Origin of the sequence: Cellulomonas septica, assembly GCF_012396155.1 — a bacterium.
Lineage (GTDB): Bacteria > Actinomycetota > Actinomycetes > Actinomycetales > Cellulomonadaceae > Cellulomonas > Cellulomonas septica.
Genome location: NZ_JAAXOY010000024.1, coordinates 1 through 13,666, shown reverse-complemented (window position 1 = coordinate 13,666; position 13,666 = coordinate 1). Strand labels below are relative to the sequence as shown.

The following is a 13,666-nucleotide window of genomic DNA, read 5'->3' as shown; positions in this document are numbered from 1 at the left end:
CGCCCGGCGGGCCGGACGACGGGAGCCGCGGACGCGGTCGTCATGCGGTCGCCCGCGCCGAGGCGGTGCGGTCGGCGCCGAGACCGACGCCGAGCAGCAGGACCGCGCTCGCGAAGTGCAGCACGTTGTCGGCGCCGTTGAGCGCGAGGATGTTCGCGCCGCTGCCGACGAGGAACAGGCCGAGGACGCCGACGAGCAGGTAGACCGCGCCGACGCCGGTGTTCGCGGCGCGCGACGCGGCGACCGAGGACCGTGCGGCGAGGAACAGCACGGCGCCGATGAGCAGGTGGACGATGTTGTGCAGCGGGTTGACCTCGAAGAGGATCAGCGGCTCGCCCTCGGTCGACGCGAAGCCGACGCCCGACGTCACGAAGAAGCCGGCGACGCCGACGAGCAGGTAGACGGCTCCGAAGACCGTCCCGACGATGCGGTTGGGGGACTGCGACATGGCTGCCTCGTTCCCGGGGCGCGTGGCCCCGCCCGGGCGGTCCCGCGGGACCGCGTGCGATGTGGTGCGAGGGGGGTTCGCAGCCGACGGCGGGGCGGATGGGTCGGGACGGGCAGCGGCCGGAGAGGCGGCGAGGCGTGCGGGCGGCGTCCGTGCCGGCGGCCGCTCTCACCTGCTCCGCTTTCGCGGTCAGGGTGACGTGTGCCACCATGTGCCGCGACGACAGCGTGGTCGTCGACGCGGGCGAGTCGCCCGCGTGAGCGAGAAGCCGGGACGGCGTCGACGACGACGCGGGACCCGGCCGACGCCGGGTGGACTTTCCCATGCCGGTTGAGTATGCTAGCGCTTTGCGCTGGCCTGTGCCCGCGATCCCGTATAACCCGAGCAGTGGACGTCGTACGTGCGCGACGGTTCCGCAGCTCGCACGGCCGGGGGATCGCGCCCCGCCTGACCTGCGCAGCGTGCACACGATCCGCAGGGAAGGACCCCTCTTGGCTGCCTCGCGCACCCCTTCTGCACCGACCGCTGACGCCATCGCGAACCGCACCGCATCCCGTCGTATCTCCTTCGCCAAGATCCACGAGCCGCTCGAGGTCCCCGACCTGCTCGGCCTGCAGACCGAGAGCTTCGACTGGCTGCTGGGCAACGAGCGCTGGCAGGCCCGCGTGGCCGCCGCGCTGGAGAACGGTCGTCAGGACGTCCCCGAGACCGCCGGTCTCGAGGAGATCTTCGAGGAGATCTCGCCGATCGAGGACTTCGGCGGCTCCATGTCCCTCTCCTTCCGCGAGCACCGCTTCGAGCCGCCGAAGTACACGGCCGAGGAGTGCAAGGAGAAGGACTTCACGTACGCCGCGCCGCTGTTCGTCACCGCGGAGTTCGTCAACTACACGACCGGTGAGATCAAGAGCCAGACGGTCTTCATGGGCGACTTCCCGCTCATGACCGAGCGCGGCACGTTCATCATCAACGGCACCGAGCGCGTCGTCGTCTCGCAGCTCGTCCGCTCGCCGGGCGTCTACTTCGAGCGCCAGGCGGACAAGACGTCCGACAAGGACATCCTCACCGCCAAGGTCATCCCGAGCCGTGGCGCGTGGCTCGAGTTCGAGATCGACAAGCGCGACAACGTCGGCGTCCGCGTCGACCGCAAGCGCAAGCAGAACGCGACCGTCCTGCTCAAGGCGCTCGGCATGTCCGAGGCGGAGATCCGCGAGGAGTTCGCCGCGTACCCGGCCGTCATCGAGACGCTCGAGAAGGACCACGTCCAGACGCAGGACGAGGCGCTGCTCGACCTCTACCGCAAGATCCGCCCGGGCGAGCCGCCGACCGTCGAGGCCGGCCGCGCGCTCATCGAGAACTTCTACTTCAACCCGAAGCGCTACGACCTCGCGAAGGTCGGCCGCTACAAGCTGAACAAGAAGCTCGGCCAGGACGCGCCCCTCGCGGACTCCGTCCTGTCGCTCGCGGACGTCGTCGCGACGATCAAGTACCTCGCGTCGCTGCACATCGACCTGCAGACGCTGCCCGGCACGCGTGCCGGCGAGGCGATCGACGTGCGCGTCGAGACCGACGACATCGACCACTTCGGCAACCGTCGCATCCGCGCGGTCGGCGAGCTCATCCAGAACCAGGTCCGCACGGGCCTGTCCCGGATGGAGCGCGTCGTGCGCGAGCGCATGACGACGCAGGACGTCGAGGCGATCACGCCGCAGACGCTCATCAACATCCGCCCCGTCGTGGCCTCCATCAAGGAGTTCTTCGGGACGAGCCAGCTGTCGCAGTTCATGGACCAGAACAACCCGCTCGCGGGCCTGACGCACAAGCGTCGTCTGTCGGCCCTCGGCCCGGGTGGTCTGTCGCGCGACCGCGCCGGCATGGAGGTCCGTGACGTCCACCCGTCGCACTACGGCCGCATGTGCCCGATCGAGACCCCTGAGGGTCCGAACATCGGTCTGATCGGCTCGCTCGCGTCGTTCGGGCGGATCAACCCGTTCGGCTTCGTCGAGACCCCGTACCGCAAGGTCGTCGACGGCCGCGTCACGGACGAGGTGCACTACCTCACCGCCGACGACGAGGACCGCCACGTCATCGCGCAGGCCAACGCGCCGCTCGAGGCCGACGGCACGTTCGAGGAGGACCGCGTCCTCGTCCGCGTCAAGGGCGGCGAGATCGAGTACGTCACCGGCGAGAACATCGACTACATGGACGTCTCGCCGCGCCAGATGGTGTCGGTCGCGACGGCCCTCATCCCGTTCCTCGAGCACGACGACGCGAACCGCGCCCTCATGGGTGCGAACATGCAGCGCCAGGCCGTGCCGCTGGTCCGCTCCGAGGCGCCGCTCGTCGGCACCGGCATGGAGCGTCGTGCGGCGGTCGACGCGGGCGACGTCATCGTCGCGACGAAGCCGGGTGTCGTCACCGAGGTGTCGGCCGACCTGATCGTCGTCGCCAACGACGACGCGACCACGTCGACGTACCGCGTGGCGAAGTTCCGCCGCTCGAACCAGGGCACGTCCTACAACCAGCGCGTGCTGGTCGAGCAGGGCGCGCGCGTCGAGGTCAACTCGGTGCTCGCCGACGGCCCGGCGACGGACGAGGGCGAGCTCGCGCTCGGCCGCAACCTGCTCGTCGCGTTCATGTCGTGGGAGGGCCACAACTACGAGGACGCGATCATCCTGTCGCAGCGCCTCGTGCAGGACGACGTCCTGTCCTCGATCCACATCGAGGAGCACGAGGTCGACGCCCGCGACACGAAGCTCGGCCCCGAGGAGATCACGCGGGACATCCCGAACGTCTCCGAGGAGGTCCTCGCGGACCTGGACGAGCGCGGCATCATCCGCATCGGTGCCGAGGTCGCGGCCGGTGACATCCTCGTCGGCAAGGTCACCCCGAAGGGCGAGACCGAGCTGACCCCCGAGGAGCGCCTGCTCCGCGCGATCTTCGGCGAGAAGGCGCGCGAGGTCCGCGACACGTCGCTCAAGGTGCCCCACGGCGAGTCCGGCACGGTCATCGAGGTGCGCACGTTCAGCCGTGAGGACGGCGACGAGCTGCCCGCCGGCGTGAACGAGCTCGTCCGCGTGTACATCGCGCAGCGCCGCAAGATCACGGACGGCGACAAGCTCGCCGGCCGTCACGGCAACAAGGGCGTCATCTCGAAGATCCTCCCCGTCGAGGACATGCCGTTCCTCGCGGACGGCACGCCGGTCGACGTCGTGCTCAACCCGCTGGGTGTGCCCGGACGTATGAACGTCGGGCAGGTCCTCGAGACGCACCTCGGGTGGGTCGCGAAGCAGGGCTGGGACATCGAGCTCGCCGAGGGCGACGTGCAGTGGAAGGAGGGCGTGCCCGCGGTCGCGGCCTCGTCCCCGGCCGGCAACCCGGTCGCCACGCCCGTCTTCGACGGCGTGCCGGAGGAGACCCTCACCGGTCTGCTCGGCTCGACGCTGCCGAACCGTGACGGCGACCGGATGGTCCAGCCCGACGGCAAGGCCCGGCTCTTCGACGGCCGCTCCGGCGAGCCGTTCCCGGACCCGGTCGCGGTCGGCTACATGTACATCCTCAAGCTGCACCACCTGGTCGACGACAAGATCCACGCGCGCTCGACCGGTCCGTACTCGATGATCACGCAGCAGCCGCTGGGTGGTAAGGCGCAGTTCGGTGGTCAGCGGTTCGGCGAGATGGAGGTGTGGGCCCTCGAGGCGTACGGCGCCGCCTACACGCTGCAGGAGCTCCTCACCATCAAGTCCGACGACGTGCCCGGCCGCGTCAAGGTGTACGAGGCGATCGTCAAGGGCGAGAACATCCCCGACTCGGGCATCCCGGAGTCCTTCAAGGTCCTCCTCAAGGAGATGCAGTCGCTCTGCCTGAACGTCGAGGTGCTGTCGTCCGACGGCGTCTCGATCGACATGAAGGAGAACGACGACGAGGTCTACCGCGCCGCGGAGGAGCTCGGCATCGACCTGTCGCGTCGCCCCAACGCCAGCAGCATCGAAGAGATCTGACGACGAGCCTGTCGCGGGCGGCCCCGCCGCCCGCGACAGCGCCCGCACCCCTTGCACCATTTCCGTCCGCCGGGCCTCACACGGACCCGGCAAGCGAAGGAAGTAGGACCCCTTGCTCGACGTCAACGTCTTCGACGAGCTGCGTATCGGCCTGGCCACGGCCGACGACATCCGTGCGTGGTCGCACGGTGAGGTGAAGAAGCCCGAGACCATCAACTACCGGACCCTGAAGCCGGAGAAGGATGGCCTGTTCTGCGAGAAGATCTTCGGTCCCACCCGGGACTGGGAGTGCTACTGCGGCAAGTACAAGCGCGTCCGCTTCAAGGGCATCATCTGCGAGCGCTGCGGTGTCGAGGTCACGCGCTCCAAGGTGCGCCGTGAGCGCATGGGTCACATCGAGCTCGCCGCCCCGGTGACGCACATCTGGTTCTTCAAGGGTGTGCCGTCGCGTCTGGGCTACCTGCTCGACCTGGCGCCCAAGGACCTCGAGAAGGTCATCTACTTCGCGGCCTACATGATCACGTGGGTCGACGAGGAGGGCCGTCACGAGGACCTCCCGAACCTCCAGAACGAGATCGACCTGGAGAAGAAGGAGATCGCGGACCGCCGCGACAACGACATCAACGCCCGTGCGCTCAAGCTCGAGACCGACCTGGCCGAGCTCGAGGCCGAGGGCGGCAAGGCCGACGCGCGCCGCAAGGTCCGCGACTCGGCCGAGCGCGAGATGGCCCAGATCCGCAAGCGTGCGGACGCGGACCTCGAGCGCCTCGAGAACGTGTGGGACCGCTTCAAGAACCTCAAGGTCGCGGACCTCGAGGGTGACGAGCTGCTCTACCGCCAGCTGCAGGACCGCTACGGCAACTACTTCGAGGGCTCGATGGGCGCCGCGGCGATCCAGAAGCGTCTCGAGGCGTTCGACCTCGAGGCGGAGTCCGACAACCTGCGCGAGATCATCAAGACGGGTAAGGGCCAGCGCAAGACGCGTGCCCTCAAGCGTCTGAAGGTCGTCAACGCGTTCCTCACGACGAACAACTCGCCGACGGGCATGGTCCTCGACGCGGTCCCGGTCATCCCGCCGGACCTGCGCCCGATGGTCCAGCTCGACGGTGGCCGCTTCGCCACGTCGGACCTGAACGACCTGTACCGCCGCGTCATCAACCGGAACAACCGCCTCAAGCGGCTCCTGGACCTGGGCGCGCCGGAGATCATCGTCAACAACGAGAAGCGGATGCTCCAGGAGGCCGTGGACTCGCTGTTCGACAACGGCCGTCGTGGTCGCCCGGTCACGGGCCCCGGCAACCGTCCGCTCAAGTCGATCTCCGACATGCTCAAGGGCAAGCAGGGCCGGTTCCGCCAGAACCTGCTCGGCAAGCGCGTCGACTACTCGGGCCGTTCGGTCATCGTCGTCGGCCCGCAGCTCAAGCTGCACCAGTGCGGCCTGCCGAAGCAGATGGCGCTCGAGCTCTTCAAGCCGTTCGTCATGAAGCGGCTCGTGGACCTCAACCACGCGCAGAACATCAAGTCGGCCAAGCGCATGGTCGAGCGCGCCCGCCCGGTCGTGTGGGACGTGCTCGAGGAGGTCATCACCGAGCACCCGGTGCTGCTGAACCGTGCGCCCACGCTGCACCGTCTGGGCATCCAGGCGTTCGAGCCGCAGCTCGTCGAGGGCAAGGCGATCCACCTGCACCCGCTCGTCTGCGCCGCGTTCAACGCGGACTTCGACGGTGACCAGATGGCCGTCCACCTGCCCCTGAGCGCGGAGGCGCAGGCCGAGGCCCGCATCCTCATGCTCTCGAGCAACAACATCCTGAAGCCGTCGGACGGTCGCCCCGTGACCATGCCGTCGCAGGACATGATCATCGGCCTGTTCCACCTCACGTCCGACAAGGACGAGGCGGAGGGCGCCGGCCGGGCGTTCAGCTCGGTGTCCGAGGCGATCATGGCGTTCGACCAGGGGACGCTCGACCTCAACGCGGTCGTGAAGATCCGGTTCGACGACCTGGTGCTGTCCGAGGAGGACGCCCCCGAGGGCTGGTCCGAGGGCGACACGCTGCTGTTCGAGACGACGCTCGGCCGTGCGCTCTTCAACGAGCTGCTGCCGGTCGACTACCCGTACGAGAACGGCGTGGTCGACAAGAAGCGCCTCTCGGCGATCGTCAACGACCTCGCCGAGCGCTACCCGAAGGTCGCCGTCGCGGCGTCCCTCGACGCGCTCAAGGAGGCCGGCTTCCGCTGGGCGACGCGCTCCGGCGTGACGATCTCGATCTCCGACGTCGCGACCCCGGCCGCGAAGAAGGACATCCTTGAGGAGCACGAGGCGCGGGCCGCCAAGGTCCAGGGCCAGTACGACAAGGGTCTGATCACCGACGACGAGCGCCGTCAGGAGCTCATCGAGATCTGGACCCAGGCCACGGACAAGGTCGCCAAGGCGATGCAGGAGAACTTCCCTGCCCGCAACACGGTGTACCGCATGGTCGGCTCGGGTGCGCGTGGTAACTGGATGCAGGTCCGCCAGATCGCGGGCATGCGTGGTCTGGTCGCCAACCCGAAGGGCGAGATCATCCCCCGCCCGATCAAGGCGAACTACCGCGAGGGCCTGTCCGTCCTCGAGTACTTCATCGCGACGCACGGTGCCCGCAAGGGTCTGGCGGACACCGCGCTGCGGACCGCCGACTCGGGCTACCTGACGCGTCGTCTGGTGGACGTCTCGCAGGACGTCATCGTCCGCGAGGACGACTGCGGCACCGAGCGGGGCCTGACGATGCCGATCGGCGTCCCGGGCACCGAAGGGCTGCGTCGTCACGACAAGGTCGAGACGAGCGTCTACTCGCGCACGCTGGCGACGGACATCGAGGTCGACGGCGAGCTCATCGGCCACGCCGGTGACGACGTCGGCGACGTCCTGCTGGACCGCCTGCTCGAGTCGGGCGTCGACACGCTCAAGGTGCGCTCCGTGCTCACCTGCGAGTCGCGCGTCGGCACGTGCGCGAAGTGCTACGGCCGTTCGCTCGCGACGGGCAAGCTCGTCGACATCGGCGAGGCCGTCGGCATCATCGCGGCCCAGTCGATCGGTGAGCCCGGCACCCAGCTGACGATGCGGACGTTCCACACCGGTGGTGTGGCCTCGGCCGACGACATCACGCAGGGTCTGCCGCGTGTCCAGGAGCTCTTCGAGGCCCGCACCCCCAAGGGTGAGGCGCCCATCGCGGAGTTCTCGGGCCGCATCGCGATCGAGGAGGGTGACCGTTCGCGGCGCATCGTCCTCACGCCGGACGACGGCTCGGAGGAGATCGCCTACCCGATCACGAAGCGCTCGCGCCTGCTGGTGAACGACGGCGACCACGTCGCGGTCGGCACCCAGCTGGTCCAGGGCGCCGTCGACCCCAAGAAGGTGCTGCGCATCCTCGGCCCCCGTGCCACGCAGAAGCACCTGGTCGACGAGGTGCAGGAGGTCTACCGCTCCCAGGGCGTGGACATCCACGACAAGCACATCGAGGTCATCGTGCGGCAGATGCTGCGGCGCGTGACGGTCCTCGACTCCGGCACCACGGACCTGCTGCCCGGCGAGCTCGCCGAGCGCGGCCGGTTCGAGGACGCGAACCGCAAGGCCGTGTCCGAGGGTGGCCAGCCGGCGTCGGGTCGTCCCGAGCTCATGGGCATCACGAAGGCGTCGCTCGCGACGGACTCGTGGCTGTCCGCGGCCTCCTTCCAGGAGACGACGCGCGTCCTCACCGAGGCCGCGATGTCGGGTCGTTCCGACCCGCTCCTGGGCCTCAAGGAGAACGTCATCCTCGGCAAGCTCATCCCCGCCGGCACGGGCCTGCCCCGCTACCGGAACATCACGGTGGAGCCGACCGAGGAGGCGAAGGCCGAGCTGTACCCGACCTTCGGCTACGACGAGATCGACTTCCCCGCCCTGGGCCTCGGCTCGGGCGAGGCGATCCCGCTCGAGGACATCGACTTCGGCGACTTCCGCTGAGGTCACTGCCTCTCCGACCCGAGGGGGTCCGCCGTCCGCGGCGGGCCCCCTCGGGCGTCCTCGGCCCCGCGCCGCGTGCGGCCGCGGGGAGCGCTCGGGATGAGCGCGCGCCGGTCCACGGGTAGCGTGGCGGGTGAGCGCCGTCTCTTTGACGCTCCCGTGTGGGCCCAGGTAACGTAGGACACCGTGCCCGCGCCGTCGGGCCCTCATGCGTGCACTCGGACGTGCCCTCGCTGACGCGGGGGAGCGGGTCGGGAGCACCGGGTGGTTCCCCCTCCACCGCGTCACCTCCGTCACGGAACACCGGACGGGAAGCGCCGCGGAAGGCCGGGGCGACACGCCCGGGCGCGGGGGTCGGTGCGGGACTCGAGACCAGGGACGTAGTCGCGCGACGGGCGACGACCCCCGCAACTGCCGGCCGTCCAGGGTGACGGGTCCGGTCGACCAGAGCTCATCCAACAGACGGAGACGTAGTGCCTACGATCCAGCAGCTGGTCCGCAAGGGCCGGCAGGCGAAGACGAACAAGTCGAAGACGCCCGCCCTCAAGGGCTCCCCCCAGCGACGCGGTGTGTGCACCCGCGTCTACACCACGACCCCGAAGAAGCCGAACTCGGCCCTCCGCAAGGTGGCCCGTGTCCGTCTCTCGAGCCAGGTCGAGGTCACCGCGTACATCCCCGGCGTCGGCCACAACCTGCAGGAGCACTCGATCGTGCTCGTCCGCGGCGGCCGTGTGAAGGACCTCCCGGGTGTCCGGTACAAGATCGTCCGTGGTGCCCTCGACACGCAGGGCGTCAAGAACCGCAAGCAGGCGCGTAGCCGCTACGGCGCGAAGAAGGTGGGCTGATGCCTCGTAAGGGTCCGGCCCCGAAGCGGCCGCTGATCTCCGACCCGGTCTACGGGTCGCCGGTCGTCACGCAGCTGATCAACAAGGTCCTCCTCGACGGCAAGAAGTCCGTCGCGGAGTCGATCGTCTACGGCGCGCTCGAGGGCGTCCGCGAGAAGACGCAGGGCGACCCGGTCGTCGTGCTCAAGCGCGCGCTCGACAACGTGCGCCCCTCGCTCGAGGTCCGCTCGCGCCGCGTCGGCGGTGCCACGTACCAGGTCCCGGTCGAGGTGCGCCCCGTGCGCCAGACGACCCTGGCCCTGCGCTGGCTCACCGACTACTCGCGCGCCCGCCGCGAGAAGACGATGACCGAGCGCCTCATGAACGAGATCCTCGACGCCTCGAACGGCCTCGGTGCCGCGGTCAAGCGCCGCGAGGACATGCACAAGATGGCCGAGTCGAACAAGGCCTTCGCGCACTACCGCTGGTAATCCCAGCCGGTCGCCGCGCCCCGTCCGTGCTGCTCAGCATGCGCGGGCGGGGCGGCGGCACCACCACAAGCCAACCGACAAGGGGCAACTCACGTGGCACTGGACGTGCTCACGGACCTGACGAAGGTCCGCAACATCGGCATCATGGCGCACATCGATGCCGGCAAGACCACCACCACCGAGCGGATCCTGTTCTACACCGGGGTCAACTACAAGATCGGTGAGACGCACGACGGTGCGTCGACGATGGACTGGATGGAGCAGGAGCAGGAGCGCGGCATCACGATCACGTCCGCCGCGACGACCTGCTACTGGAAGAACAACCAGATCAACATCATCGACACGCCCGGCCACGTGGACTTCACGGTCGAGGTCGAGCGCTCGCTGCGCGTCCTCGACGGCGCGGTCGCCGTGTTCGACGGCAAGGAGGGCGTCGAGCCCCAGTCGGAGACGGTCTGGCGCCAGGCGGACAAGTACGACGTCCCCCGCATCTGCTTCGTCAACAAGATGGACAAGCTCGGCGCGGACTTCTACTTCACGGTCGACACGATCGTGAACCGCCTCAAGGCGAAGCCGCTCGTCATCCAGCTGCCCATCGGCTCCGAGAACGACTTCATCGGCGTCGTGGACCTCGTCGAGATGCGCGCCCTGGTGTGGCGCGGCGAGACGGCCCTCGGCGAGAAGTACGAGATCGAGGACATCCCGGCCGACCTGCAGGAGAAGGCGGAGCAGTACCGCGCCGAGCTCCTCGAGTCCGTCGCCGAGACCGACGACGAGCTGCTCGAGAAGTTCCTCGGTGGCGAGGAGCTGACGGTCGCCGAGATCAAGGCCGGCATCCGCAAGCTCACAGTCGCCTCGGAGGCCTACCCGGTCCTCTGCGGCTCGGCGTTCAAGAACAAGGGCGTCCAGCCCATGCTCGACGCCGTCATCGACTACCTTCCGACGCCGCTCGACGTGCCGGCCGTCCAGGGCCACGACGCCAAGGACGCCGAGATCGTCATCGAGCGTCACCCGGACGCGACGGAGCCGTTCTCGGCCCTCGCGTTCAAGGTCGCCGCGCACCCGTTCTTCGGCAAGCTGACCTACGTCCGCGTGTACTCGGGCAAGGTCTCGCAGGGCGCCCAGGTGCTCAACTCGACCAAGGGCAAGAAGGAGCGCATCGGGAAGCTCTTCCAGATGCACTCCAACAAGGAGAACCCGGTCGAGGACGCGACCGCGGGCCACATCTACGCCTTCATCGGCCTCAAGGACGTCACCACCGGTGACACCCTGACGGACCCGTCGGCGCCCGTGGTCCTCGAGTCGATGACCTTCCCGGAGCCCGTCATCGACGTGGCCATCGAGCCCAAGACGAAGGGTGACCAGGAGAAGCTCTCCACGGCCATCCAGAAGCTCGCCGAGGAGGACCCGACGTTCCGGGTCAAGCTCGACGAGGAGACCGGCCAGACCGTCATCGGCGGCATGGGCGAGCTCCACCTCGACATCCTCGTCGACCGCATGCGTCGCGAGTTCAAGGTCGAGGCGAACGTCGGCAAGCCGCAGGTCGCGTACCGCGAGACGATCCGCCGCTCGGTGGAGAAGATCGACTACACGCACAAGAAGCAGACCGGTGGCTCGGGCCAGTACGCGAAGGTCCAGATGACCTTCGAGCCGCTGGACCCCGCCGAGGGCGAGCTGTACGAGTTCGAGAACAAGGTCACCGGTGGCCGCATCCCGCGCGAGTACATCCCGTCGGTCGACGCCGGCATCCAGAGCGCGATGCAGCTCGGCGTCCTCGCGGGCTTCCCGCTCGTGGGCGTCAAGGCGATCCTGCTCGACGGCGCGTCGCACGACGTCGACTCCTCGGAGATGGCGTTCAAGATCGCCGGCTCGATGATCCTCAAGGAAGCGGTCCGCAAGGCCGACCCGGTCCTCCTGGAGCCGGTCATGGCCGTCGAGGTCCGCACCCCCGAGGACTACATGGGTGACGTCATCGGCGACATCAACTCGCGCCGCGGCATGATCCAGTCCATGGAGGACGCGACGGGCGTGAAGGTGATCCGCGCCCAGGTTCCTCTCTCCGAGATGTTCGGGTACGTCGGTGACCTGCGGTCGAAGACCCAGGGTCGCGCGGTGTACTCGATGCAGTTCGACAGCTACGCCGAGGTTCCTCGGAACGTTGCCGACGAGATCATCAAGAAGACCCGGGGCGAGTAGTCCCACAGGTCGAACCCTGTAGTTCCATCACACAAACCGACCCGTAGGACCGCACGCCTCGCGTCTACCCTCCCGGTAGCCGCAGACGGGCACTCTCTACCAAGTCCTGAGGAGGACACCCAGTGGGCAAGGCGAAGTTCGAGCGGACCAAGCCGCACGTCAACATCGGGACCATCGGTCACGTCGACCACGGCAAGACGACGCTGACCGCCGCGATCTCGAAGGTGCTGCACGACAAGTACCCGGACCTGAACCCCTTCACGCCGTTCGACGAGATCGACAAGGCGCCGGAGGAGAAGCAGCGCGGTATCACGATCAACATCGCGCACGTCGAGTACCAGACGGAGAAGCGCCACTACGCGCACGTCGACGCGCCGGGTCACGCCGACTACATCAAGAACATGATCACGGGTGCGGCGCAGATGGACGGCGCCATCCTCGTGGTCGCCGCGACGGACGGCCCGATGGCCCAGACGCGTGAGCACGTCCTGCTCGCGCGTCAGGTCGGCGTGCCCTACCTGCTCGTGGCCCTGAACAAGTCCGACGTCGTCGACGACGAGGAGATCCTCGAGCTCGTCGAGGTCGAGGTGCGCGAGCTCCTCTCCTCGCAGGGCTTCGCGGGCGACGACGTGCCGGTCGTGCGCGTCTCCGGCCTCAAGGCGCTCGAGGGCGACCCGGTCTGGGTCAAGTCCGTCGAGGACCTGCTGGACGCGGTCGACGAGAACGTCCCGGACCCGGTCCGTGACATCGACAAGCCGTTCCTCATGCCGATCGAGGACGTCTTCACGATCACCGGTCGTGGCACCGTCGTCACCGGCCGTGTCGAGCGCGGTCAGCTCAAGGTGAACGAGGAGGTGGAGATCGTCGGTATCAAGGAGAAGGCGATCAAGACCACCGTCACCGGCGTCGAGATGTTCCGCAAGCTGCTCGACTACGCCGAGGCCGGCGAGAACGTCGGTCTGCTCCTGCGCGGCACGAAGCGCGAGGAGGTCGAGCGCGGCCAGGTCGTCGTGAAGCCGGGTTCGATCACCCCGCACACCGAGTTCGAGGGCCAGGTCTACATCCTGGCCAAGGACGAGGGCGGCCGTCACAACCCGTTCTACGGCAACTACCGTCCGCAGTTCTACTTCCGGACGACGGACGTCACCGGTGTCATCACGCTGCCCGAGGGCACCGAGATGGTCATGCCCGGTGACAACACCGAGATCCACGTGAACCTCATCCAGCCCATCGCCATGGAGGAGGGCCTCGGCTTCGCCATCCGCGAGGGTGGCCGCACCGTCGGCTCGGGCCGGGTCACGAAGATCCTCAAGTGATCACCGCCCTTCGGGGCTAGATCGCTGGACGCAGGGCCCGGGAGCTTCGGCTCCCGGGCCCTGCGTCGTCCCACCGCTCGCGCGCAGCAGGCGGCCGCCACTGCGTCGGGCCGTCGCCGCTCCCGGCGCGCGGGGTGGGCGGCCGCTCGGTACGGTCGCGGCCATGCCTTCGGACATCGACCGACCCCAGCCGGACCGGCAGCAGCCCCGCGGCGACCGTGCGCGCTCGGAGGGTGCGGTGGACACGTCCGACGGTCGTCCTCCGGGCAGCCCGTCGGCCGTCCCGCTCCGCACGTGGCTGCTGGTCGGCGCGGTGCTGGTCGTCGCGGCGCTCGTCCTGGTGGTGACGCAGGGTCCGCTGCGCTCCGACCCGTGGCCGTGGGGAGGGTCCGGTGGCGGGCCGGACCCGGACCG

Annotated in this window: 8 protein-coding genes; 7 read left to right on the top strand and 1 reads right to left on the bottom strand. The window is 68.7% G+C overall.

What is annotated here, in order from left to right; all coding sequences use genetic code 11:
- Positions 1-40 precede the first annotated feature (40 nt).
- The gene (locus tag HGA02_RS02475) at positions 41-448 is read right to left on the bottom strand and encodes a DUF4383 domain-containing protein (RefSeq protein WP_168677206.1); all 408 of its coding nucleotides are present in this window, start codon (positions 446-448) and stop codon (positions 41-43) included.
- A gap of 491 nt (positions 449-939) precedes the next feature.
- Between HGA02_RS02475 and rpoB the strand changes: the two genes are divergently transcribed.
- The 7 genes from rpoB to HGA02_RS02440 all read left to right on the top strand — a co-directional run.
- Entirely contained in the window at positions 940-4,446 is a 3,507-nt protein-coding gene (gene rpoB, locus HGA02_RS02470) for a DNA-directed RNA polymerase subunit beta (protein WP_124344658.1), read from the top strand.
- 112 nt (positions 4,447-4,558) lie between these two features.
- On the top strand, positions 4,559-8,425 hold the full coding sequence (locus HGA02_RS02465; protein ID WP_168677203.1) for a DNA-directed RNA polymerase subunit beta': 3,867 nt from the start codon (positions 4,559-4,561) through the stop codon (positions 8,423-8,425).
- Between the two features lie 473 nt (positions 8,426-8,898).
- Positions 8,899-9,270: a 30S ribosomal protein S12 gene (gene rpsL, locus HGA02_RS02460; RefSeq protein ID WP_013770160.1), complete on the top strand. Its 372-nt coding sequence runs from the start codon at positions 8,899-8,901 to the stop codon at positions 9,268-9,270.
- The gene (rpsG, locus tag HGA02_RS02455) at positions 9,270-9,740 is read left to right on the top strand and encodes a 30S ribosomal protein S7 (RefSeq protein ID WP_013770161.1); all 471 of its coding nucleotides are present in this window, start codon (positions 9,270-9,272) and stop codon (positions 9,738-9,740) included. The genes rpsL and rpsG overlap by 1 nt, the downstream gene beginning before the upstream one ends.
- 93 nt (positions 9,741-9,833) lie before the next feature.
- Positions 9,834-11,936, top strand: coding sequence for an elongation factor G (gene fusA, locus HGA02_RS02450; RefSeq protein ID WP_168677199.1), 2,103 nt, complete (start codon positions 9,834-9,836; stop codon positions 11,934-11,936).
- 122 nt (positions 11,937-12,058) lie between these two features.
- Entirely contained in the window at positions 12,059-13,252 is a 1,194-nt protein-coding gene (gene tuf, locus HGA02_RS02445) for an elongation factor Tu (protein ID WP_013770163.1), read from the top strand.
- A 163-nt stretch (positions 13,253-13,415) separates the two neighbouring features.
- Positions 13,416-13,666: hypothetical protein (locus tag HGA02_RS02440; RefSeq protein WP_168677197.1), on the top strand; the 251-nt coding region annotated here is incomplete at its 3' end.

Coding starts and splice junctions, on each gene's coding strand:
- HGA02_RS02475 (WP_168677206.1), bottom strand. CDS start 448: ATGTCGCAGTCCCCCAACCGCATCGTCGGGACGGTCTTCGGAGCCGTC.
- rpsG (WP_013770161.1), top strand. CDS start 9,270: ATGCCTCGTAAGGGTCCGGCCCCGAAGCGGCCGCTGATCTCCGACCCG.